This window comes from Granulicatella sp., from assembly GCF_057274575.1.
Window position 1 is genome coordinate 1 of the sequence record NZ_DBHISP010000013.1, and the last position, 24,935, is coordinate 24,935.

Sequence of the window (24,935 nt, forward strand, 5' to 3'; positions counted from 1 at the left end):
CAAACTTGACTTTTATATGCACTGTATTCTCGTATGGCATTTCTTTTTTGAGTATCACATCATCAAAGCTGTTTTCAAACTTTTCCGCTTGGATTTCCAAATTCTTTATCCGGGACAATTTGAAATATCTAAAGTCATTTCTAAGTAAACACAAGGCATATAGATACCAATCTTGACTCTTGAAAAGCAATCTAACAGGTTTAACTCTTCTGCTTGTTTCTTTTTCATTACTGCTAAAATATGTGAATGAAATAATGTTCTTACTTAAAATTGCGGACTTAATATCATTAAATGTTTTTTCATACATCTTATTGTTTTGCCAATTATTAAAATCAACTTCTATCCAACTGGTATTTTTCATTTTAAAGAGTGCGGACAGTTTTGTTAAAAGCTCATTCTCATGCTGTATTGCGGTATTATCCAATCCTTGAAGAGCTGACATAATCTGTTGTTTCTCGTTTTCAGACAGTAGTGATTTACTAAGCACAAAATCTTCAGCAATTTCTATTCCACCACCCTTTCCTTGCAACGCATAGATGGGAATACCTGCACTGCTGATAGAGTCAATATCTCGATATATTGTCCTGACTGACACCTCAAATTTATCTGCAAGTTCACTTGCCGTAACTTTTCCCTTTTCTAAAATATAATATAGTATCCTAAATAGCCTATTATCTTTCATCGTCTTAACATCTCCTATATTTATTGTACCATAATAACTTGACATTTATTGTCATATTATGAAATGTTCTTCCAAATCATGATAGTGCTACTTATCTCTCTTATTCATAGTAACAACAATAGCGAATAGTAACCGATGTGAATTAGAGGGCGATTTAAGACATTCGCATTGTTTCCTTTCCAAGACCGGAAGACAAGCTCTGCCATGCCCCGTCCCCTTCACAAACTCAGAGAAGTAACCTGTCTGGCTCATCCCTAACCCCGCATCCCATCGAAACGCACTCTCCCCCGTACTTTCGAAGCAAAAAATAAAAACAGGTTGACACTGCACAATTGGAAACGACCCTCCTCGGATTCTATAGTAACAACAATAGCGAACAGTAACCGATGTGAATTAGAGGGAGTTATGAGATGCTTCTTATGGAAAATACTTTATCCAGGTAGACGCAGTAGCTGATTGTATTAAGCTTCATCACTTGTGATTTGCTTAATCCTAATCAGCTTTGCGGGGGTAAGACTACGAAAAAAACTGGACTCACACTATGAGTCCAGTTTTAATTTCTGTCTTACTCCCTCTTTGAAGCTCGGTAGGATTGAGACCTTGGCTCAATCCGGTACAGCTATTGTCGTTACTATGAAGATATCCAAGGAAACGGGAGTTTCCAATTCTCATTTATCTTAGCAGTATCAACCTGTTATTTTATTTTTTATAGTTCTCTTCGTCCTTCGATAGCTCGGAAGAGAGTCATTTCGTCTGCGTATTCGATGTCGCTGCCGACCGCTAGCCCATGCGCCAGACGCGTTACTTTGATGCCCGCTGGCTTGATGAGACGCGACAAGTACATGGCAGTCGCTTCGCCTTCCGCTGTCGCGTTCGTCGCGATGATAACCTCTTGCACTTCCGGATTCTGCAACCTCGTAATCAAGGACGTAATATTAATATCATCCGGCCCCGTCCCTTCCATCGGAGACAACACCCCGTGAAGCACATGATAGAGCCCCTTGTATTCCTTCATCCGCTCCATACTCATCACATCTCTGGCATCTTCCACCACAAGAATCTTCGTATGGTCGCGCGTTGTATCCGCACAAATCTCGCACGGATCCTCTTGCGTCACATTGCCACAAACCGAACACATGCGTAAGTCACGCTTGCAGCTGATGAGCGAATTCGCAAAAGTTAAGACGTCTTCTTCACGCATATCCATGCAGAAGAAGGCAAGTCGTGCAGCCGTCTTCGCACCAATCCCCGGAAGCTTCATAAAGCTGTCCATCAATCGTGCAATCGGTTCTGGATAATGCATGCTCCAACCTCCATCGATTAAAATCCTGGGATATTTAATCCTTTAGTAAATTGACCCATTGTTTGGTCGTTGGCTTTTTCTGCTTGCGTTAACGCATCATTGGTCGCCATTAACACTAAGTCTTGTAATAATTCTACATCATCTGGATCAACAGCTTCTGGTTTGATTTCCACGTTTAATACTTGGCGTTTTCCGTTTACCGTTACTTTGACCAAATCACTTTGAGAAGTTCCAGTGTATTCTGTTTGGTTTAACTCTTCTTGAGCTTGCGCCATTTGTTTTTGCAATTTTTGCATTTGTTTCATCATGCCTTGCATATTTCCCATTCCACGCATGGTTATACCTCCGTTAATTCGTATTTTTTCTATTCTTCAATTTGAACGAACTCTTCTCCGAAAAGCTCAATCGTATCTTGTACTTTTTGTTTAAATTCTTGTTCTTCCTCAGAAATCGGCTCTTCCACAACTGGTGCTTCCGTCACATGAGAGACCGCTTCGCCTTCTTTACTCTTCTTGCGTTCCAAAAGGAAATCGGAACGAATTTGTTGCCATTGTTCGCTCGTGACTCCGACAAAGGTTCCGCTGTAGCCTCCGAGGCGTTCGAGATGCCCTTGAACTTCTTCATGGAATCCTACAGTCGTCTCAGCTAGTCCGCAAATATGTTCATACATAAATTGCATCACAAACCCATTTGGCCCTGCAGCAACCGGTTGTGCTTGATTCATCAGCGCTCGTTGTTGCGGTGTTAAGCAGCTGAGCAAGTCGCCCCATAAGTCGCGCACCTTTTCGATGTCTGCTTTAGTCGCTTCCATCAAAATCTTGTTTACGGCCGAAACATTTGGCTTGAAGCTTGCTTTTGGTGCTTTTGTAGCTGGTTTTGGCGGAGCTGGTTGCGAAGAATGAACGCTTCCTCCTTGCATCAACGTGGCCATTTGTTGTCTTAACTGCGCGAGTTGTTGTTGCAATTGCTCCACTTCCTCGCTACTTGGCGCCTCTATTGTTCTAGGCGTCGCACTTGTTTGTGGTTGTGCCATTTTGATTGTTAAGACTTCGAGTGAAATCGTTGGTTTTGTGGTGAAGCGCATTTCTTGTTGCGTTTGATTTAAAGCTTCCACAAAGCGGTATAAAAAGCTTGCATCCACTTCATCTTTAAACTGCAAGAAGCGTTCGCTACGACCAACTGTCTCGCCACTTTGTTTGGCTACGAGGAGGTCTCTAGCAAATTCCAGCCATTCTTCCACCAAACGACTGGCTTCTTTCCCCATTTTAAAGAGTTGTTGTAAGCTCTCCAACGCTTCTTCAGCTTTTTGCGCTTGTAAGTCCGCTACAAAATCAATTATCAAGTCATCAGTCAAACTTCCCGACACTTGAATCGCTTCTTCAAATGTGACTTTTCCGTCGCCAAATGAAATCATTTGGTCAAGTAAACTGAGAGCGTCCCGCATTCCCCCATTGGCACATCTAGCCACTACGCTTAAGGCATCCGCTTCGTACGGGGTGCCTTCTTGGTCTAGGATATACGCCAAGCGGTCGATAATTTCTTGCAAGGTAATCCGTCTAAAGTCAAACCGTTGCGTCCGAGAAATAATCGTCGCTGGAATTTTATGCGGTTCCGTCGTTGCGAGAATGAAGATGACCTTTTGAGGCGGTTCTTCTAAAGTTTTTAAGAGTGCATTGAACGCTCCTGTTGAGAGCATATGCACTTCGTCGATAATATAGATTTTATATTCGGCTTGCGTTGGTGCATAACGTGCCTTGTCGCGAATATCACGGATTTCTTCAACCCCATTATTGCTGGCCGCATCGATTTCGATCACATCGCCAATCGTTCCGTTCGTGATGCCTTTACAGATTTCACATTCGTTACAAGGTTCGCCGTTTCTTTGGTTTGGACAGTTAATGGCCTTTGCAAAGACCTTCGCGGCACTCGTTTTTCCTGTCCCACGAGGCCCCGTAAATAAGTAAGCATGACTCGTTTTTTGATTACTAATCGCGTTTTTTAACGTATGCGTCACCGCACTCTGCCCGACCATATCATCGAACGTTTGTGGACGCCATTTTCGATATAATGCTTGATAAGCCATATTACTTCCCTGCCTTTTTAAAAATTTACAGTTCTATTCTAGTATAGATTCTTCAAAAATTCTACTGTTCGACGCGTTTCATCGGCGCCTGTGAAGTCTGAATAAAGCGACTTTCTGTCCCTTTTGGAACAATGAGGGATAGACGGTGTTTTGCCCTTGTACAAGTCGTATACAGCATCATTTGTTCTTTCGCGGTATGATACGCTTCATCGGTTGCATTCCAAATGATCACTTCGTCAAACTCCATCCCTTTCGCCACTTGAATCGTCGTTAATACAAAGCGACTGCCAAGAGACTCACTGCTATCTTCTAGAAGCGCAATGTCTTCCACGTTTAGCAGTTGATGTAAGGCTTTAGCTTCTTCCATCGTTCGACATAAAATCGCCGTTGTGTGATACACTTTGGGACTTTCTTCCAATAAGCCTTTCAAGCGGGTGAGCTGCATGCCATCTGCATCGCTATACAGCGTTACTTCGCTTCCCGTACGTGGGAATACATTTTTATCGAGTGGCCATTTTAAGATTCCATTGGCAAATCGTGTAATTTGTGCGGTACAACGATAGCTGATTTCAAGCGAGCGATTCATCAAGGACCGGTTTGGAAAGACCAATTCGACGAGTTCAGGATGTCTGGCTTCCAATGTGAAAATCGAAGAAGATGTCGTAAACGACTGGTAAGTGTCCCCAACGACCGTGAATTTCGCACGGAAATAAAAATTCGATAGAGTGCCTAGCCATAATAAGGACACGTCTTGCACTTCGTCGATAAAGAGATGGCTATACCCCACATAATCGCGAACTGGAGTGACTCTTGTCGCCACATATTGCAACAGGCGAATCCCTTCTGCCGTCACTTGAAGGCGAGACCCTTCTATTTTCTTCAACGGAATTGGCGCATTGTCCATCTTCTCTAGTTCTTGACGGCGCGCTTTGGCTTTTGGCATCCATTGTTGAACCAAGTAGGCGATGTCCACGAATGCGAACATTTCTACTTGTTGCGTCACTTCAAGCACTTCTTTTTCGAAGACTTTTTGTCCAAGTACTTGGAAATACTCTGCCTCACTCTTCGTCTCAACATCCTTCATCAAGACTTCGATTTGCATCGCATTCATAGACTCGTAGACGGCTTTGGCCTTCTGCGACATAAAGAATTTATTGAGACGGCGTTTTAAAGTACGCTCTAAAACGGTTTGCATTTGCGTTAATTGTTGATGCAATGGTAAGCTCACATTCACATTTTCAGTGAGTTTTTCATAGTCCTTCATCGTGAAGACCGCTTGTCCTTTAATCCCGATTGCTCGATACGGTAAGTCTTTCGCCGTTAGCCCTTGGAGATTGCGATGAACGAGTGCAATCCACTCACTATCCGTTAAGTACACTTTACGGGTTGGCACTTGGCTTAAAGTCGTCGTTTTATGCAAGTACATCTTGCGGTATAACTCAATCGTATGTTGCGCTAGCGTTTGTTGGTATAACTCGCTTCCCGTTAAACTTGGGATCACATGCGATACGTATTTTGCAAAGAGTTGGTTGCGTGATAGGAGTAGCATATCGCTCATCCGCTTGTCTTTGGCTTGATACATCAAATACGCAATGCGTTGAAGTAAAATCGTCGTTTTCCCACTTCCGGCACATCCATTCACGATGAGCCAGTCTTTCGGGTTCAGACGGATAATTTCATTTTGTTCCTTTTGAATCGTTGCGGTGATTCCTTCTAAATGCCCATCCTTATTGGTCGGTGCACTTAAGGCTTCCATTAAGAGCGATTCTTCATTTTCAATATCATAAACAGACTGTAAGGTCCCTTTTTTGATGACGATGTCGCGTTTTAGGAAGGCTTGTGCTTTTTGCGCCCCATTTGGAGTCTCGTAATTTAGCTCTCCTAAGGTTCCTTCATAAAACAAACTTGCAATGGGTGCTCTCCAGTCATACACTTGCACTCGATCTTCTTCATCAAAGAACGTCGCTGGTCCAATATACATTTTTTCTACTTTTTCGTTTTTTCCAAATTGAACGTCAATTCTTCCAAAGTATGGAGATTCTTTTTGTCTTTCTAATTGCTGGATTCCATACTGAATTGTATCTTGTCTAGTGATATCCAGGTCGCGTTCTTGCAGACGTTTTTCTTCGAATGCAATTCTATCTTCCATTAGCTTTTTTACACCTTCTAGATGCTGAGCTTCTTCTTGGAAATTCTGGTTCTTCATGCGACTCACTCTCCCTCCACTGGATATTCTTTCTCATAAAAACAGGCTGAACCTCTGGTCCAGCCTGAATCTTCTTCTATGTACATACAGCACATAGCGAACATTACTTATAGCTGCTTCCTTCCGGACCTGACTCGATTCATAAGTTCGCTATTGCCATATGGCCTAACGGCACGTATTATTATACAAAACTTCTTTTTGAAAAGCAAGCAGATAACCTTGAGAAAAAATTATTGGAAACGACAAAATAAGAGTGCAGATTATACAATCCTATCAGGTTCAGTGCTGGGATTTAGTGGAGTAATCCATATTTATTTTCTCTTTTTGATTGAACCACCCTTCGGGGGTTGATTTCTTCAAATGCTTGCGGATTGCTTCATAGTAGCAGTAACCCTTCTTAATCCCAAAGAACTTTTATGATATAGACGCAGTAGCTGATTGGATAAAGCTTCATCACTTGTGATTTGCTTCATCCTAATCAGCCTTGCGGGGGTAAGACAACGAAGCAAAACCGACTCACACTGTGAGTCGGTTTTTAGCTTCTGTCTTACTCCCCGTTACTGCGATTATAAAATCCGCAAGCTTCTCCGAAATCAACGTGAAGAAATAAATAGGCTGCTCCCTAGCGCTAACGATGGATTTTTTCGCTCCTCTATTTTCATTTCTTTTTCAATTGAAACTGCTTGGTTTTCTAAAATAAAACCGTGCCGAGGGATGGCAAAAAAGACACTAAAAAAGATAGTCTCTCCAGAAGGAAAAACTATCTAAAAATGTTTGCTTGTGCTTACTGATGGTTGGCTTTTTTTGTTTCTTCTCTTTCATCGAAAAATAACATCAATAGTAATAGCGTCCACAATAGATTTCCATCGAACACACTTAGCCAGGATTCGCCTGTATATAATTTCAGCCCTATTCGAAGGATTAAAGCCAGGACATTGACCACGATGGCTAGCGTAAATAATTGTTTGGCTAATTGAGAATTTTCTTTTTGTTTCGGTTCTTCCATGTTGAACTCTCCTTATCGGCTTTTCGTTATCTTTATTAAAGCATGTAAAGGAGTCTTGCAATAGGCACTTTTGTCATGGATTGCCATTACTAAAGTCATGGGTTGTAAATAGAAATCCCTGTTTTTTGATTTCTTCGAATCCTTGTGGATTGCTTCATAGTAGCTGTAACGTTGCACCGGTTCGAGCCGAAGTCTCTCACCTTTAAAGCCTCAAAGGAGGTGTACGAAATAAATTCCTACACCTCCTAAGCACAGTGGTTGAATGGAATGAGCTTTGCTGTAACCAGCTAGCTCATTCCTATTCAACTTTGTGGGGGAAAGAAAACGAAATACTCTAAATACATAATATATTTAGAGTATTTCTGTCTTTCTCCCTCGCATTTAATGCGTAACACGTTACGAAACCTTCGCACTGTGAAGGTTTCCTATAGAATCCACAAGATTCTTCGAAATCAACGTGAAGAAATAAATAGGCTGCTCCCTACCTCAAACGATGGAGTTTCATGCGCCTCTATTTAGTATTTCTTTTTCAAGTGAATCTGCTGGTTTTTCTAAAATAAAACCGTGCCGAGGGATGGCAAAAGAGACACTAAAAAAGATAGTCTCTCCAGAAGGAAAAACTATCTAAAAATGTTTGCTTGTGCTTAGCGGTTGCCCACTTCTTTATTTTTCTTAGCCTCGTCTGCTAGGTACATGATCGGGATTAGGATAAAGATGAAATGTTTTGTAACTGCAGGGATCAATGATTGTCCTGCAAATATGTTTAGACCCATGTGGAGGGCAAGGGCTAATGCATTAATGACGAGCGCCACAATCATTAAATCTTTTATAAGTTGGTTTGTGTCTTGTTTTTTGATGTTCATTTGAATCGCTCCTTAACTGTTTTCCTTGTCTTTATTAAATCATTTTAAGGAGTCGTGCAACAGGCACTTTCGTCATTGCTTTGCATTACTAAAGTCATGGTTTGCTTGATTTCGAAGGAACTGCGGAAAATTAAAAAACAGCAAACCAGATTGATTTGCTGCTTGTTCTCTAAAATATTTTATGCTTTGGATGGTTTGGATAATAAGAATAGGTAAAGTCCAAAGGCTAATTTAATAATGGCATCGATATAGGCGATGGTCACGAGGGAGCTTTGCGGAGAGAGGTATCCGACCGCTGCATTGATTACGCATGCCAATCCTAGGAAGATCATTGATTTTCCATGGACGAAGTAGTACGGGAAGAAATGGATCCCTGTCGCAAGAAGCGCGCCTAACCAGATGAGTCTCCAGTTTTCTGTTTCGAAGAATGGGCCACCTAATAACACTAATAAGATAAATAAAAGAATTACTGAGTATAAGGACACTTTTCGTTGGAAAGGTGTTGAAGGGCCGTCCGAAAACTTATGAAGGACTTTTTTATTCAGATTGATGGAAAAGAAGCTCACCATATAGCCGATACTAAAAACCTGCATATTAATGATTTGTTCTCCACCTACAACTGTCGCAAGTGCAATCACGAATGCGACTGCGATGAGCCATAAGCCACACGCCTTTTTGTAGTTGAATTCTAATGTTTCTCCTTTGTTATAACCTAAAAATGACATACGTATTCCTCCAGTTAACTTTGAAACTTTTAACAACATCCTCTATTCTACTCCTGTAAATATCGGATTTCAATCATCGCACTTTTGTCGTTGCTTTCCATTTTTAAAGTCATAATTGTATCGATTTCGAAGGAACTGCTATTATGAAGAAATCCGCAAAGTTCCGTAGAAATCAAAAAAGAACAACCTCGTAATCGAAGCTGTGCTAGTCATTATTATAATAATGCTGTTAAAGCAGATGCTAGACCGAAGAAGATTCCTGGTGCGTTTGCAGCTGCTAGCGGGATATCACGGTCTGGCTTGAAGATTCCGTAGTACACCCATAATGAGCAGTTCAATGCGGCAACGAGTGGTTGAATGAAGTCTCCTTTGTTTCCGGCTAAGTTATTCATAATTTGCGGAATATATGCTACATACATCGCCACAGACATACATGTTGCGATCCAACCTAAGACTTGTGTTTGTTTTTCTGATAATTTCATACTATCTGCTCCATTCCTTTTTCGAACTATGTAAAATAATATATAAAAAGAAAATATTTTTCAAGAGTAGATAACCGTTTACAAGTATAAGTTTTTGTTAAGAACATTAAAAAGCACAGCCCCTATTCGGAAAGCTGTGCTTGTTTTCGTTGTTTGTTGCGTTCGCGAAGGCCTTTGAAGAAGGTTTGCAAGAGGGTTTTGCATTCGTCTTCCAAGATACCTTGCTCGACTTCGACTTGATGGTTGAACCGCTCGTCTTGAAGCAGATTCATAAAGGTGCCTGCTGTCCCAGCTTTCGGGTCAAAAGCGCCGAACGTAACCTTTTTAAGACGCGCGAGAATCATCGCTCCGCTACACATTGGGCAAGGTTCCAAGGTGACGAAGAGTTCGCAGTCTTCGAGTCGCCAGCTTCCAAGGTGCTGGTTGGCTTGGCGAATCGCTTTGATTTCAGCGTGCAGGGTGGCGTCTTGTTCCTTCTCGCGTATGTTATAGCCACGACCTATGATTTCACCGTTTAGGACGACGACCGCTCCGATTGGCACTTCCGCTTGGTCATAGGCTTTCTGCGCTTCCTTCAACGCTTCCCTCATAAAGAATTCTTTTTCCTGAAGTTCCATGTTCTTACTGATAGACGCGCTTAGTCACGACTAGACTGTGCGGTCTCTCAAACTCCTTATCTAAGTAATCTTGATACGTCCCTGGGGAAATAAATCCTCGGGCGCTTAAAATATCGGTTCCTGCTGTTCCGACAATTGTGTCTGCTAGCAATACGCAGTTGGTACTCATCACAAAATACGTTTTGAATTTTGAAGAGACGAACTTGTACAATTTTGCGTCCGCTTCTTGTTTGAGCTTATAGGCATACATCGGTTCTTCTTTGTCGATTCCAGGGCGCTTCGGTTTCACCATTTGCGGTGGATCCCACGGTACTGTCAACGACATCAATTTGGCGATTTCCTTATCGATGGCCGCGAGTTGTTCTGGAGATAACGCTAGGCCATAGCCAAGTAAGGTCTTATGGTTTTCGCGTTTACAAAATTCAATGTATTTTTCACGGTCGGCACTGAAAAGTACCCCGTCCCCCATCGTTCCAAACAGGCGCTCCGAATTCGTATCGTAGTTCCCGAATGAAATAATGCGTCCCTTATAACATAGGTCGACATGCCCGATTGCCCCAAATCCGTCTTTTGTGACGTGAATAAACATTTCTAAGTTTGGTTCTGCATTTTCTTTGGCACGGTCGTAAATTTCAGAAGCGGTTTCGCCTTCTCCAAGTTCCAACGCATCATTGATTTTTTGCAAAGTCACACGAGGAATAATCGCAGCCAGTACCAACGGCATCCCTCGACGCAAGCGTCTACGAAGGACTTTCTTTCCAACTTCGGCCTCGAAGAACCAACCGTCACGAATGTTACTAGTCCCAAGCCCTATGAAATAAAGCGCAAGGAAGAACATTTGTAAGTTGCCGTCGCCCCCAAGAGCCAGTAAAGTCGCTACCCCGACAACTGAGAGCCAAATGGTATCAATGAGCAAGCGCAGTCGCGGACGGATACCGTCTTTGACATAAATATAGTACGTTACGCCACTAGTGGCCGCTTTCATCACTTCGTTAAGCCCCATCAAGATACTGACAATCGCAATCGGAAGCGAGATAAAAAATTGATTTCCTGCTAAAAATCCGTAAAGGAAAAATTTAGCAACATTCAGCCATAATGGATCTTTTGCCGCCGCCTTACTAAACCAACGGAACAAGAAATTCCATAGTTCACGAGCCCATAAGAATGTTAAAAACAGACGTAACATCAATTCTGGGAAGCTTGGTCCGTAGATTAGGAGCAACACCCCAGCAATAAGGAATGCAATCCCTTCAATTAGGAGCTTTTTCCCTGTAATCCCTAGTTCACTAATTTTCTTCATCAATTATACCTCCTACAGCTACCACTGAAGCAGCTTGTTCATGTTTCTCCACCCATTCTTTCACGAAACGGTAAATCACGGCAAAAATTGGTATGAAGAAAATCATTCCTACTAAACCAAAGAGATTTCCACCGATTAACGCAGCAGCAAGGGTTAGAATCGTTGGCAAACCAACGGAACTGCCGACAACCTTCGGATAGACGACATTTCCTTCCACTATTTGAACGATCATAAAGACGACAAGTGAAATGAGTGCTTGGATTGGGCTTTCTGTAAAGGTGAAAAGCATTCCAATTCCGCACGCCATAAACGGCCCGATATACGGAATGAATGAGAGTACTCCGGACAGCACCCCAACAAGTCCTGCATATGGCAACCCTACAAGAGAGTATCCAGCAAAAATCATAACCCCAACGATTCCCGCCTCGATGATTTGACTCATCAAGAAACGGTCATACGTATCCACGATGACTTCCCCAACATAAGTAATGTGCTCGATTTTATCTTTTGGCAAGACCACATTAAGAATGCGAAGCGTTAAACGTGCGAGCATTTCCTTACTTGCGAGAATATTAATCATGAAGAAAATCCCCATAATTACAGAGAACACATTTGAGAAGAGCCCTGAAATATTCGTTGTAAATCCGCCAAGGAATGTAATGACAGACGATACGATATTGCTTTGACTTAGTGAGTCGGTAATCTGACTCACTTCACTGGATTGCATTAATTTTGAATGTTGTACAAAATCCGCAACCACGAATAGTAAGTGATTTACACTATCGCCCAGTTGTGACACGGTTTTAGCAATCATCGGCGCAATAATCCAAATCAACAGCGAAATAATCAGAAGCAGAATCACAATAATGCTCAGGATTGCGACACTTCTACGCAGCTTTTGCGGGAAGTTTATCTTCTCCAACACTTGTTCAATTCGCTTCATTGGCACGTTTAAAACAAATGCCAAAATCATCCCTAAAATAAGCGGGAACATCATCCCAATAAATTCGGAAATCCATGTGAGGATGGCGCTAAAATTCAAGACGACAAGTAACGAAACAGCCGCCAGAGCAATCATCACTGCCCAATCTTTTCTAATCTTATCCATACTATAATTCCTTTTTTAATTGTTCTAAGAGCGCATTGCATCCCAATGTCACATCACGGTACGTCGCATCAAAGTCTCCTGTATACCACGGATCGGCAATATCGCGCGGCACTCCTGCCACTTCTAACAAGCGAGCCACCGTCGCATCCGATTTTCCATCGACAAAAGCGTGAATATTACGCACATTCGACGCATCCATTCCAAGAATGTAGTCTGCGTCCAGGTCGGTTTCATCCAACGTCCGTGACACAAGCCCTTTTGCGGAAATGCCGTGCTCCTCGAGCTTCTTCCGAGTGCCGTGATGCACCGGATTCCCATGCTCCCACGTACTTGTCGCAGCGGAATCTATCGTAATTTTATCTTCCAGTCCTTCTTCATGAACCATTTTTCTAAATACAGCTTCTGCCATTGGCGAACGACAAATATTCCCCAGGCAGACGAACACAACCTTCATGACCGTCCCTCGCTTTCCATTCTTTCCTTTCATTATAACAGACAACCTTGCGCCTTCGCAAAAAAATGTCTGTGTGGTGTTATAGCTTACTCGAACGAACTAAATTTTCTAAAATATCCCCTGTAGAAAGCAAAGACAAGATTCCTTCAAATCCTTGCGGATTTTTTTATAATCGCTGTAATGGGGCACCGGCTTGAGCCTACGTCTCAAGCACTTTCGAGATTCAAACGGACTCTAAAAGAGTCCGTAATTCACTTCGAATGCTATCCCCCATCACTTCGATTATAAAATCCGCATGATTTTCCGTAATCTTGTCTGCACTCTTTATCCAATTTTTGCTAGCAGAATTTTGTTCGAGTAAGCACATCCGCAATTTTTTGCAAGGCACCCTCATCTGTTACAGTGCGAGAAACATTTGAACGCATGTCACGCCCCTTCATCACCGCACCCCTGCAGCGACTATATTTTCTGCACCTAACTTAGTTTTTCTTCTCTCTCTTTCTTTCGAATGAAGCAAAATCCATTTGAAATAAGGCACAAACGTTGGGATAAAAAATAAACGGAATACCCTTCGGATTCTATAGCGGCAATAATAGCGATTGTAATCGATGTGAATTACTGACTCTGTAAATTCATTTCCTAGAGTCAGTTTGAAGCTCGATAGGGAGCGAGACCCTAGGCTCGCCCCGGTACAGCTATTATCGCAGCTATGAAGATATCCGAAGCGGTATGAAGTTTATTTTTTAGACCTCCGGTCTAATTCTCCTCTCCTATTTCAAATGGATTTTGCGTCCTTCGAAAACAAAAAATGGTGGACAGCCGTCCACCATTTTTTCTATTCTACTGTAACCGATTTGGCCAAGTTACGCGGTTTGTCCACGTCTAAGCCTTTACCTAGAGAAGTGTAGTACGCGATTAATTGCGTTACCACTACAGATACGATTGGTGCAAGTAGGATTGGCACCGCTGGAACGATGATATCGTCGCCTTCTTGTTCAACGCCTTCCATCGCGATTGTTGTTACGACAGCGCCACGAGCTTTCACTTCTTGGATATTTCCGCGAGTGTGGCTCGCTACAACTGGTTCGCTTAATAATGCGATTACTGGAGTGCCTTCTTCGATAAGGGCGATTGTTCCGTGTTTTAATTCTCCTGCGGCAAAGCTTTCAGTTTGCACGTATGAGATTTCTTTTAATTTCAACGCTGCTTCCATCGCTACATAGTAGTCTAAGTGACGACCGATGTAGAAAGCATTGCGAGTTTCTAATAAGCGCTCTTGAACTAAGTCTTGAACGGCTTGTTTGTCTGATAATACGCTCTCGATTGAAGCGGCTACTACGCCTAATTCATGCTTCATGTCGAATGGAGCTTCTAATCCTTTAGAAGCGCGTAGTGCGTCTGCTAAAACGGCCATTACTGCGATTTGTGCTGTGTAAGCTTTTGTTGAAGCTACGGCAATTTCAGGACCTGCGTGTAATAGTAAAGTATAACTTGCTTCACGAGAAAGAGTTGAGCCTTTCACGTTTGTAATTGTTAACGATGGGAAGTTTTGCTCGTTTACTTTTACTAACGCTTGACGGCTGTCCGCTGTTTCTCCACTTTGTGATAAGAAAATGAAGAATGGTTTTTGTGATAATAATGGTTGGTGGTATGCAAATTCGCTTGCTAAGTGAACTTCTACTGGAATTCCAGCAAGTTGTTCGACTAAAGCTTTTCCAACCCATCCTGCATGATAGCTTGTTCCGCAGGCAATCACGTAAATGCGGTCGCTTGCTAAAATGCTATCTTGGATTTCTTTATCGACTTGTAATTGACCATTCTCGTCTTGGTAGTTTTGGATGATTTTACGTAATACGGCTGGTTGTTCATCCATTTCTTTTAGCATGTAGTGAGCGTATGCCCCTTTTTCTAAATCGTCTGCATCTAATTCTGCAACGAATGGTGCACGTTCTACTGGTTTGCCGTCGATTGTTTCGATTTCTACTGAGTCTGCAGTTAAAGTGATTAACTCTTCGTCTTTGATTTCGATATAACGGTCTGTTTCAGCGATGGTTGCCATTGCGTCTGAACAGATCACGTTGAAGCCTTCGCCAACCCCAACTAATAATGGGCTCTTATGTTTTGCAGCATAAAGAACGCCTGGTTTTTCACTGTCTAATAACCCGAAAGCAAATGATCCGCGGATTTCTTGTAATGCGCGGCGGAACGCTTCTTTTCCTGACAAGTTTTCTTTTTCTGCAAAGTATTCTACTAAGTTTACGGCAACTTCAGTATCCGTTTGAGACTTGAAGTCCACATGACTTAAGAATTCTTTTTTCAATTCGTCATAGTTTTCGATGACGCCGTTATGCACTAATGTGAAACGACCTGATTGAGATTGATGAGGGTGAGCGTTATTTTCTGTCGCTGGTCCATGCGTTGCCCAACGAGTATGCCCAATTCCTGCAAATGCTGGAATTTCTTCATCCACTGCATCACGAAGATTTTGAATACGACCTACACGTTTCACTAATTGTGTTGATCCATCTTCATCCATAATAAATAATCCTGCTGAGTCATATCCACGATACTCAAGCTTTTCTAATCCGTTTAATACTACTGTTTGGATTTTTCCATGTCCAATACATCCTACGATTCCACACATAATGTTTAACTCCTTTAATAAGAGGTCCCTCTCGGCGCCTCCTACTTCTGTAATTTTTGATTATGTTTCTGGTGCGTGCTATCAATTTTGTCATTTCCTTACAAAATGGTTTGTATGTAGCTGTAGACTGCACTGCCTTGAGTCATCCGCCGAGTATTTCGATAAACTCATTCCTCGTCACCCGTTTTTTTAAACAGGCCTGGCGCTATCCTTGTCGCTTCCTTTCAAAGCTTTTCATAAATTTTCAGAAACAAGTTCATCATAACCGATGACCCACTAAAAAAACAACTAATTTTCCTTTTTTCTAATATTTTAAAGACCAAACTTCAACAGCAAACCCACTAAAACCGCACCCTTATCGCATTTCTTGGCACTAGTCCTCTCAGTACCACTTCATCAACATTTCTTAACTCTTTCCTATTAAAGCTCCGTCTCTATTCCGAAACTTTTGTATTTTTAGTTCGGAAGCACACACCATTTTGTTCCATGAAAAGCATACACCCTGTCCTATCCCTCTCTCCTTCAAAAAGACTACCCCTTTGTCGTTAATGGTGAAAGGCACACATAATATCCTTTCCCCTCCCTGTCTCTCAAAGAGAGTACCAGTTTGTCGTATGTGGTGAAAAGCACACATGATGTTCATTTTCTTTCTAGCTCAACTATTCACCTCATATAATAAGCGATTAAGAGGCGATTGGCTGTCCTTTCGGATTCCATAGTAGCAGTAATGGGAATACGCATTAAAACGAATAAGACGGAGTTAGGAATTCATTCCTTACTCCGTCTTTGAGGATTTAAAGGCGAGAGACTACAGGCTCGAGCCGGTGCCCCATTACAGCTACTATAGGAAACATCCGAAAGGATGAAAGCCAATAGCTGATAATCGCAAGATATTTTATTTTATGAGATAGAATAGTTTGGAGCTTCTTTCGTAATCTGCACATCATGCGGATGGCTTTCTCTTAGCCCCGCACCACTCATACGCACAAACTGCGTATTCTCGCGAAGCTCTTCTAAATTACGCGCCCCCACATACCCCATACCAGAGCGAAGTCCGCCGACCATTTGGAAGATAATATCCGCCGCAGAACCTTTGTAAGCAACACGCCCTTCGATTCCTTCTGGCACGCGTTTATTGGCTTCGTTTTTCGCTTGGAAGTAACGATCCCCTGAACCATTTTCCATCGCTGCTAGACTGCCCATTCCGCGGTATGTCTTGAAGCGACGTCCTTGGAAGATTTCAAATTCCCCTGGAGATTCATCGGTTCCGGCAAGCATGCTTCCTAACATCACCGCATGTCCACCCGCTGCGATGGCTTTGGCGATATCCCCTGAGTACTTAATGCCACCGTCTGCAATAATCGCTTTTCCAAATTCTTTAGCCACCGTTGCGGCATCATAAATCGCTGTGATTTGCGGAACACCGACACCGGCAACGACACGAGTTGTACAGATGGAACCTGGTCCGATTCCGACTTTAACCACGTCGACACCCGTTTCAAATAAGGCGCGAGTTCCTTCGGCAGTTGCCACATTCCCAGCAATTAATGTAGCTTCTGGGAAAGTTTCACGAATTTCTTTGATTTTACGAATCACTCCGGCACTGTGCCCGTGAGCTGTATCAATGACGATGGCATCTGCACCCGCATCTAGTAGCGCTGTTGCACGTTCAAATGTATCCGAAGTAATACCCACTGCAGCCGCTACTAATAGACGGCCATGCTCATCTTTAGCAGAGTTCGGGAATTCGATGACTTTTTCGATGTCTTTGATGGTGATTAACCCTGCTAAACAACCTTTGTCATCTACTAAAGGTAATTTTTCGATTTTATGTTTTTGAAGAATGGCTTCTGCATCTTTGAGGGATGTTCCAACTGGAGCCGTCACCAGATGTTCCTTGGTCATCACTTCATCAATTAAAATCGAATAATCTGAAATAAATCGTAAATCACGGTTTGTCAAAATTCCTACAAGATGACCCGTTTCTAAATCGTCGACAATCGGAACACCGCTAATACGGTATTTAGACATTAACGCTTCCGCATCTTCTACTTTATGGCTTGGAGTGAGGAAGAATGGATTAATGATAACTCCACTCTCTGATCGTTTTACTTTGTGCACTTCTTCCGCCTGCTCGGCAATCGACATGTTTTTATGGATGACCCCAAGACCTCCTTGGCGCGCAATCGCAATCGCCATCGTCGCATCTGTGACCGTATCCATGCTGGCACTGATTAAAGGGATATTTAAACGAATATTTTTCGCTAATTGCACACGCAAATCAACGTCATTCGGCAATACATGACTCTCTGCTGGAATTAATAAAACATCGTCAAATGTGTACCCTTCTTTTTGAAATTTTGTTTCCCATTTTGACATCGCACAAACCTCCAGTGATTGAATTTATTAACGAATAATATACCATTTTTTTGGCAAAATGCAAGCTTTTTTAAAGTTTTTCTAATCATTCATAAAAGTTTTACATTTCATTGTTCGTAATTTTAGAAACATTAATTTTTTAAAAATATCTATCTCCCCCCTCACAGATTGTGCTACACTATAAGTAACAAGGAAAGGATGATTCGCGTGAAAAAACAACTGTTATCGGCGGTTGTACTGAGCCTAGTTCTTCTTGGTTGCTCGCAAAAAAACAATCCAACTGAAACTACGACCTCTCCATCAACCTCTACGCAAACAAAAAATACCACGACTACTAGCACAACGACAACGGGAAAAACGACTTCTTCTAGCACAGAGGCTTCCTCTGAAGAATCCTCTACTAAGGACATAGCGACAGAAAAACAACAATCCTCTCAAGGGAGTGGGATGGCGGATATCTCTTTAGGCTATCAGATGGTTGTCAATAAGAAACACGCTCTCCCGTCAACTTACGCTCCTGGAGAGGATCCTACCGCTGGGGCACAAGTAAGAAAACTCATTCGCAAAATGCAAGAACTAGGATATCCGATTAGCAACACTTACAGCGGATATCGCTCTTATGAATATCAAGAACAACTCTATAACAATTATGTCGCTCGTGAAGGCAAAGCCGCTGCAGATACGTATTCTGCAAGACCTGGCTACAGCGAACATCAAACAGGATTGGCCTTTGATCTCCTAGATACAACGGGAAACCTACTTGACGGTGAAGAAAATAAGGACGCCATCGACTGGCTCCACACCCATGCGCATGAATATGGATTTATTATCCGATTCCAAGCTGGGAAAGAAGCCATCACTGGATACCAAGCCGAAGCCTGGCATTTGCGTTACGTTGGTGACAAAGCAACAGACATCTATAACTCCGGCCTTTCTCTTGAAGAGTACTATGGAGTCGAAGGCGGAGGGTATGAATAGGATGTGAGAAAAGGCGCTCATAGGCGATGACGGTTCGCAGGTTAGACGCAAAGGACTGCTTGCAGTCGTGCGGACTAACCTCGAAAGGCTTGAGCCTATGCCTTTTCGAACTCAACTTCGGGATGTGAGTCTTCGCGGTTAGAAATCAACCACTGGACCAAACCAACGCAAGCATCGTTAAAAACGATGTGAGTATGGGTTGGGAAGTGGACGCGATTTCTGCGAAGACGAACTCAACTCCAGGATACAAGGCAGAAAGACAGAAGTAAAAAACCACTGCGAAGAGCGTTCAGAAATGGAACGTTGGAAAATCCTTCACAGTGCGAAAGATTTGGGTGTGGGCATTGGAATTGAAGTTTTAAAAATAATTTTAATAAGACAATACTATTTTAAGTTTTAGCAGTATTCTATCAAACTCAATCAACTCCATCATCAAAAAAACTGCGAATCACGTTCAGAAATAGAACTAACTCCATCAAATCGCTAACACAACCAAATAAGCTACCTTGGAGTTCCAAGGTAGCTTATTTTAATACACTTCATAATTTGTAATCAGTTGAAACAAAAATAAAAAGCAAGGTGAATTCACCTTGCTTTTATTTTTAAATATATGTCAAACTCTTTCCAATAATAAAAGTGGTTGTCACATTGTGCAGTACCGCCAAAACACTTGGAGATAACACATCGATTAGCCCTAACCCCATCAAGAAAGAATTAATTCCTACTGTATTTTTTAAATTCAAATCCAATTGATGATTTAATTGATCCGTAATCGTATCTAACACATGTAGTCCTGTCAACTGTTCATTTAAGAATAGGATATCGCTGGCTTGACGAGCGATATCTGAAGCACCCGCCATAACAACCCCTACATTTGCAAGGGACAGTGCAGCAGAATCATTAATTCCATCTCCAATCATCAAAACATGATGGCCTTCCTCTTGAAGCTGTTCAATTACTTGATGCTTTTGTTCTGGCTTCACTTGTGTATAGACTCTGTCAAATGGAATCAGCGAACAAATCGTCTCTGTACGTTTTTGTGTATCCCCCGTAAGAAGTACAATTTGTTTTCCTTTTTCTTTTAACTCTTTCAATAACACAATTGCTTCTCCTCTTAACGGAGTATCAATAAGGAAAATGGCAATTAATTTTCCGTCATAGCTTAAATAAAGTAAGTTGTATTTTTTGCTATATTCTTCAATCACTTCTTGTTGCTCATTGGAAATAGTCGTCTTCTCATCCTCTAATAATTCTAGACTTCCGATGAGAACTCTTTTTCCATCAATCGATGACACGATTCCTTTTGAAGCTACGTGAGTTAATTTTCCATGCATTTCTTCATGTTCAATTCCCTCATCTTCTGCTTTCTTAACAACAGCCGTCGCAATTGGATGGTAAATATGTTCTTCCAAACAAGCTGCAATTCGTAAAACTTCCGCATCATCATATCCTTCATACGCAATAATTCGTTGAATTTTTGGAATTCCAGTTGTCAATGTTCCTGTTTTATCAAAAACAAAAGTATCGACTTGCGCATATTCATCTAAAGAATTAGATCCTTTAATCACAATTCCCTGATTAGAAGCTGCTTTAATGGCTGTTAAATAAGTTGCTGGTGAAGATAATTTTAACGCGCAGGAATAATCCACTAATAGAAAAGTGAGTGCTTTAGAAACTGAGCGTGTGAATAGATACGTCAACGCCATCCCTATGAAATTATATTTCACTAATCCATCTGCTTTTTCCATTAATTGCTTTTGCTGTTTCGATTGATGAAATTCACTAGATTTGATGAGTTGCACAATTTGCTGCAATCGTAAATTTTGTTGCTTATTCGTCACTTCTACCAATAGTTCTCCATGCTCAACAACTGTATTGGCATAGACAATATCTCCAATCTTCTTAGAGACAGGGAAAGACTCGCCTGTTAATGAGCTTTCATTTAAGTATCCTCTTCCATTGACAACTCTTCCGTCAAAGTAAATTTCTTGGCCTTCTGTTGCAACGAAGATATCTCCTACTTCAACATGATTACTCATTTTCTTGAAGCGCTCGCCCTCTTTTTCAATCCATATCTCGTAAATATTATTCGTTAAATTCTTTTCAAGTTCTTCAATGGATTTCTTTTGGGACCAGTCATCTAAATCGTCTCCTAAATTCAATAAGAACATAATCATATCAGCAGTTTTATAGTCTCCCATCGCTGCAGAAGTCGCTATAGCCACAAAATCGAGTAAACTCATAGAAAGTTTTTTCTCACAAATTGATTGGAAAGCAGCCTTTCCAAACTTCACCATTTTCAGAAGTATCCATCCCACACGAAGAGGTGTTGGAAGAAAGACTTTTGAAAGCATTCTTCGATAGAGATGCGTTGAAATAATATCATATGGCGAAGACGCGACTAGCCACTCGACTTCGTTTTGTTTTTCAATTACTTTCTCCATTTGAATCAAAGATAAAAACCTTTGAACTTGTTGATCTTTCCCTTGAGAAAAACACACTCCTACATGCTTTAAATCTTTATAAAAGTGCAACTTTTCAATACCAGGAACTGTGCAAGCTAATTCCTCTAAATACATTTGTACCGGATGCGGACATGTAAAAGGGAGCTCTAGTCGCACTCTTGAGTTCGATTGATGCTTAATAATAAACTTCATTATTTTTCACTAGTTTCTACTACTAATTGTGTATTTTTTTCTTCAGCATATAAGTCTTTTGCTTCTTCTAAGACATCATCTGCATGTTGTTTTACAGTAGAAACGGTTGCGTCAATACCATCTTTTAATTTATAAGAAGTAGCGACTGCTTTAGCATATACATGCTTTGCCTCTTTACTAGCTAATAGTTTTAATCCTAACGATCCAAATAAAACTCCTCCCGCAAATACACTTGATTTTTTAGCAAGCTTTCCTAAACTTACAAGTTCTTTAATCATTATTATTACCTCCATTTTTTCTAATTAGAATTATTCAATTCTAACTATAGTATACGGATTTAATCCCCAACTTTCAACAATGAAACATTTAAGATTCTCTTGATCTCTTTCGCTTTCAAACTAAAAGCTACCTTGGGAATCCAAGGTAGCTTATTCCATTATTCTAACCAAAAGAAAGCTTGAGGTAACTTTTCCTCTGCATCCCCTATAAAGCACTTTCCGTGCGCAAAAAGAACATTGATTGGCTTCCAACCCTTGATTCTTTGATAACACTTTCTAGCTATTTCTTTGTGAAACAAAAAGGTCATTCGTAAATCTCTTGGCGTATGGCCATTGGGGTAAGTATTATCTCCTATTTTGAATAATAAACGGTGCCAACAAGAGCACTCTTTTGAAAGTTCAATATTCTCAATCAAATCTGTTAAAATTAATGTACGACTCTTTTGGTGGAAGAATACAGACTCCTCGATGAGTGCACTTCCTTCAAACGGGAGATAATCTATTTCTGATTGCCAACTAATAGCAACGGTTTTATCTAGTACGGTGTAGGTCTGTATACCCTTTGATTCTTCAAAAATTTTCTCCAACCCTTTTGTTGCCCACACTTTTGCAGTCGGATACGTTTGGCTCCACTCTTCCATAAAGACATAATGCAATTTATTGGGAGCTACTATGTGTGCCACATTTCCCAGAGCTTCGATTTCACTTTTCAACTCTTGTGTTAAATGAATCGGAGAATGAATCCACAAGTCGCGATTGTTTAATCGTACCACTGTCATCCGCGTGCTAAAGGGCACTTGAGTCAGTTTGAAGTTCATTTCGACAATGTCTCCATCAACAATCCAAATATCTTCACCAATTGCCTTTAATGTATATAGTGGTCCATATAATTTCACTGAAGATTTCATTACGTATTTCTCCATTTATGCTTAGTACACTTCATAATGGGTGATTAACGGCGAGTTCTTCTTCAAGAGTTTTTGAAGGCGCTTATGATATTGGGCCGGGAAGATCATATTTTTAGCACGCAATGTTTTTTCATGTAGCACTTTTGCGGTGTGGTCGGCAAAACTCAAACAATTTCTAGTCCAGCCATTATACGTCATGAATTTGGAACGATTAAATTTATAAAACACGGTATCCATCTGCTGTGCCATAAAGTACACATACATTTCCTCAAAACGATCAAAGGTTGGATTATAATAAATGGCCTCACTCGTCGGCTCCCATGTCTTTGTTGGTGCTAATATTTTTTCTAAATACGCATGAATAGCGTCCATTTGCTCAGAAGTGACCGCAATCGAATAAATATGTAGCGCTTTTTGATAATGATTTTTACAAAATAGCATATACTCTTCACGTGGTGCTTTAATAAGCACCCCTTCTGCTATCCAGCCACCTAATTTCAAATCACGTTCATCATAGTTTCCGTACGAATAGACATAGCCATCAATACATATATCTACATGTCCAAGAGGGCCATTTCCGCGCTCCGCCACATGCACAAAGACTTCAAAGCGACTCTTTGCTAGTGGTGGATATGGAATTGGATAGGGAACGTATTCCATTGGCATATTTACTTTCGGAAATGTACGCACCACTTGATGCAACACTTTCTCCATTAATTTCTTCTCAGCCATTACAAACTCCTCAAAATTTCAGATAGGTTCATTTTAGCATAAATGTCTCTTCTAAACAGTCTTTTTTAGAAAATCTAATACTTTCGAATCCTTTTCAATCAAAATTTCCATAACAAAAACCTCTCATCATGGATGAGAGGAAAAAAGGATAGAGTTTTATTTACTATTAGTAAATAAATCTTATTTGGGAATAGAAAAACTATACTCAAATTTTATGAATAAATTATGACAATTTTTGCTATAAATAGAGAAATTTAATCACCAAAAGCTGCGTGCATGCCCGCCACATAACCTGTCACAAAAGCAGCGGTGATATTATATCCACCTGTATAGCCATGAATATCTAGCACTTCCCCACAGAAATACAAACCTTGTGTTAATTTCGATTGCAAACTTTTCGGATTCACCTCTTTTAGATGCACTCCTCCGCCAGTTACAAAGCCTTTCTCAATCGGGAGAGATCCATTCACCGTAAAACGGAAATTCGTCAGACATTCTTTGACAGCAATCCAGTTAGCCGCCGTCAAGCGACTTACCGCCATTTGGTCATCAATCCCGACTTTTTCTAGTAAAAATTCTACATATCGTTCAGGAAGTAGCCCCTTCAAGTGGTTTTTAATCGATTTTAGAGGCGCTTCCTCCACAAAACCTTTCAACTTCGCATCTAGTTCTGAAGCACTGAAGTCTGGTAATGCATTTAAACTCATTACGACTTCTTTCTTATTTTCCTTTTCTTGTACCTGATGCACAAAGCTTGAACAACGTAACACTGCTGGTCCGCTGATACCAAAGTGGGTGAAAATCATATCCATCTGATGCGTAACAACCGCTTTCCCTTTCCCATTGAGGACACTGAGTGCAACATTTCGTAAGGATAGCGCACGAAGCTCTCCTTTTTGAATAAATTCTTCGCTACTTGTCAAGGGAACTTCTGTCGCAAAGAGAGGCGTAATTGTATGACCAGCAACACGGGCAATCCCATATCCATCTCCAGTCGAACCTGTCTTCGGATAGGATTTTCCTCCGGTCGCTAAAATGGCTGCATCGGCCTGTAGTTGCTCGCCGTTATCAAGCTCCACCACTTCCAAGGCTCCCTCGTTTACACGAATCGTCTTCACTTTCACATTCGTACGCACTTGCACCCCTAGCTTCTTGATATCCTGAATAAAGGTCTCCAAAATCGTCTTAGCAGAATCTGTCACAGGAAACATGCGTCCATGGTCTTCTTCTTTCAAACGAACTCCACGCGATTCGAAAAATTGGATAATATCTTGATTGTCAAATTGAGAAAAGGCACTATATAAAAAACGTCCATTCCCCGGAATATGTTTAACGATTTCCTCAGAAGAACGTCGATTGGTGACATTACAACGTGTGCCTCCTGTGTGCAATAATTTTTTCCCTAAAGTAGTATTTTTCTCCAATAAGACCACTTCAGCACCATGCATCGCTGCACTAACTGAAGCCATCAACCCACTCGTTCCACCACCGATTACAATAACTTTCATACTTGCCTCCAATTCTAGTTGT

General features: G+C 41.3%; 21 protein-coding genes and 1 other RNA gene. 1 reads left to right on the forward strand and 21 read right to left on the reverse strand.

Going from position 1 to position 24,935, the window contains the following annotated elements:
* The 16 genes from ACO5V7_RS07070 to guaB form a co-directional block, all read right to left on the reverse strand.
* The coding region (locus ACO5V7_RS07070) for a helix-turn-helix transcriptional regulator (protein WP_485485614.1) at positions 1–682 on the reverse strand (682 nt) is incomplete at its 3' end.
* 706 nt (positions 683–1,388) lie between these two features.
* Positions 1,389–1,985 carry a recombination mediator RecR gene (recR, locus tag ACO5V7_RS07075; RefSeq protein WP_371490986.1) on the reverse strand — a complete coding sequence of 199 codons (597 nt, stop codon included), beginning with the start codon at positions 1,983–1,985 and terminating at the stop codon, positions 1,389–1,391.
* 17 nt (positions 1,986–2,002) lie between these two features.
* Positions 2,003–2,320, reverse strand: coding sequence for a YbaB/EbfC family nucleoid-associated protein (locus ACO5V7_RS07080; protein ID WP_048713938.1), 318 nt, complete (start codon positions 2,318–2,320; stop codon positions 2,003–2,005).
* 29 nt (positions 2,321–2,349) lie between these two features.
* Complete coding sequence (gene dnaX, locus ACO5V7_RS07085) at positions 2,350–4,068, reverse strand: DNA polymerase III subunit gamma/tau (RefSeq protein ID WP_485485615.1); 1,719 nt, start codon at positions 4,066–4,068, stop codon at positions 2,350–2,352.
* A 61-nt stretch (positions 4,069–4,129) separates the two neighbouring features.
* Positions 4,130–6,274 carry a HelD family protein gene (locus ACO5V7_RS07090; protein WP_485485616.1) on the reverse strand — a complete coding sequence of 715 codons (2,145 nt, stop codon included), beginning with the start codon at positions 6,272–6,274 and terminating at the stop codon, positions 4,130–4,132.
* Between the two features lie 78 nt (positions 6,275–6,352).
* An RNA gene (gene ffs / locus ACO5V7_RS07095) (signal recognition particle sRNA small type) lies at positions 6,353–6,439 on the reverse strand.
* Between the two features lie 619 nt (positions 6,440–7,058).
* Positions 7,059–7,280: a hypothetical protein gene (locus ACO5V7_RS07100; RefSeq protein WP_485485617.1), complete on the reverse strand. Its 222-nt coding sequence runs from the start codon at positions 7,278–7,280 to the stop codon at positions 7,059–7,061.
* Positions 7,281–7,924: 644 nt separating this feature from the next.
* Entirely contained in the window at positions 7,925–8,143 is a 219-nt protein-coding gene (locus ACO5V7_RS07105) for a hypothetical protein (RefSeq protein ID WP_485485618.1), read from the reverse strand.
* Between the two features lie 179 nt (positions 8,144–8,322).
* Positions 8,323–8,868 carry a DUF6609 family protein gene (locus tag ACO5V7_RS07110; RefSeq protein WP_485485619.1) on the reverse strand — a complete coding sequence of 182 codons (546 nt, stop codon included), beginning with the start codon at positions 8,866–8,868 and terminating at the stop codon, positions 8,323–8,325.
* A gap of 215 nt (positions 8,869–9,083) precedes the next feature.
* The gene (locus tag ACO5V7_RS07115) at positions 9,084–9,350 is read right to left on the reverse strand and encodes a SemiSWEET family transporter (RefSeq protein ID WP_289015091.1); all 267 of its coding nucleotides are present in this window, start codon (positions 9,348–9,350) and stop codon (positions 9,084–9,086) included.
* Positions 9,351–9,472: 122 nt separating this feature from the next.
* The gene (tadA, locus tag ACO5V7_RS07120; RefSeq protein ID WP_485485620.1) at positions 9,473–9,967 is read right to left on the reverse strand and encodes a tRNA adenosine(34) deaminase TadA; all 495 of its coding nucleotides are present in this window, start codon (positions 9,965–9,967) and stop codon (positions 9,473–9,475) included.
* Positions 9,968–9,971: 4 nt separating this feature from the next.
* Positions 9,972–11,267: a hypothetical protein gene (locus ACO5V7_RS07125; RefSeq protein ID WP_485485621.1), complete on the reverse strand. Its 1,296-nt coding sequence runs from the start codon at positions 11,265–11,267 to the stop codon at positions 9,972–9,974.
* Complete coding sequence (locus ACO5V7_RS07130; protein WP_049554546.1) at positions 11,254–12,375, reverse strand: AI-2E family transporter; 1,122 nt, start codon at positions 12,373–12,375, stop codon at positions 11,254–11,256. The genes ACO5V7_RS07125 and ACO5V7_RS07130 overlap by 14 nt, the downstream gene beginning before the upstream one ends.
* Position 12,376: 1 nt before the next feature.
* Entirely contained in the window at positions 12,377–12,862 is a 486-nt protein-coding gene (locus ACO5V7_RS07135; RefSeq protein WP_049554545.1) for a low molecular weight protein-tyrosine-phosphatase, read from the reverse strand.
* 802 nt (positions 12,863–13,664) lie between these two features.
* Positions 13,665–15,473 (reverse strand): glutamine--fructose-6-phosphate transaminase (isomerizing), encoded by a 1,809-nt coding sequence (gene glmS / locus ACO5V7_RS07140; RefSeq protein ID WP_485485622.1) that lies wholly within the window; start codon positions 15,471–15,473, stop codon positions 13,665–13,667.
* A gap of 900 nt (positions 15,474–16,373) precedes the next feature.
* The gene (guaB, locus tag ACO5V7_RS07145; protein WP_485485623.1) at positions 16,374–17,852 is read right to left on the reverse strand and encodes an IMP dehydrogenase; all 1,479 of its coding nucleotides are present in this window, start codon (positions 17,850–17,852) and stop codon (positions 16,374–16,376) included.
* Positions 17,853–18,050: 198 nt separating this feature from the next.
* On the opposite strand from guaB, the gene ACO5V7_RS07150 reads away from it, so the two are divergent.
* Positions 18,051–18,830 (forward strand): D-alanyl-D-alanine carboxypeptidase family protein, encoded by a 780-nt coding sequence (locus ACO5V7_RS07150; protein ID WP_485485624.1) that lies wholly within the window; start codon positions 18,051–18,053, stop codon positions 18,828–18,830.
* 602 nt (positions 18,831–19,432) lie between these two features.
* Here the strand turns inward: ACO5V7_RS07150 and ACO5V7_RS07155 are convergent.
* The 5 genes from ACO5V7_RS07155 to ACO5V7_RS07175 form a co-directional block, all read right to left on the reverse strand.
* Entirely contained in the window at positions 19,433–21,274 is a 1,842-nt protein-coding gene (locus ACO5V7_RS07155) for a heavy metal translocating P-type ATPase (protein ID WP_485485625.1), read from the reverse strand.
* 212 nt (positions 21,275–21,486) lie between these two features.
* Positions 21,487–21,765: a DUF6110 family protein gene (locus ACO5V7_RS07160; RefSeq protein WP_485485626.1), complete on the reverse strand. Its 279-nt coding sequence runs from the start codon at positions 21,763–21,765 to the stop codon at positions 21,487–21,489.
* 158 nt (positions 21,766–21,923) lie between these two features.
* The gene (locus ACO5V7_RS07165; RefSeq protein WP_485485627.1) at positions 21,924–22,673 is read right to left on the reverse strand and encodes a DUF4336 domain-containing protein; all 750 of its coding nucleotides are present in this window, start codon (positions 22,671–22,673) and stop codon (positions 21,924–21,926) included.
* A gap of 21 nt (positions 22,674–22,694) precedes the next feature.
* Positions 22,695–23,405: a hypothetical protein gene (locus ACO5V7_RS07170; protein ID WP_298646521.1), complete on the reverse strand. Its 711-nt coding sequence runs from the start codon at positions 23,403–23,405 to the stop codon at positions 22,695–22,697.
* Positions 23,406–23,659: 254 nt separating this feature from the next.
* Positions 23,660–24,913, reverse strand: a complete 1,254-nt coding sequence (locus ACO5V7_RS07175) for a BaiN/RdsA family NAD(P)/FAD-dependent oxidoreductase (RefSeq protein ID WP_485485628.1) — start codon at positions 24,911–24,913, stop codon at positions 23,660–23,662.
* Positions 24,914–24,935 lie beyond the last annotated feature (22 nt).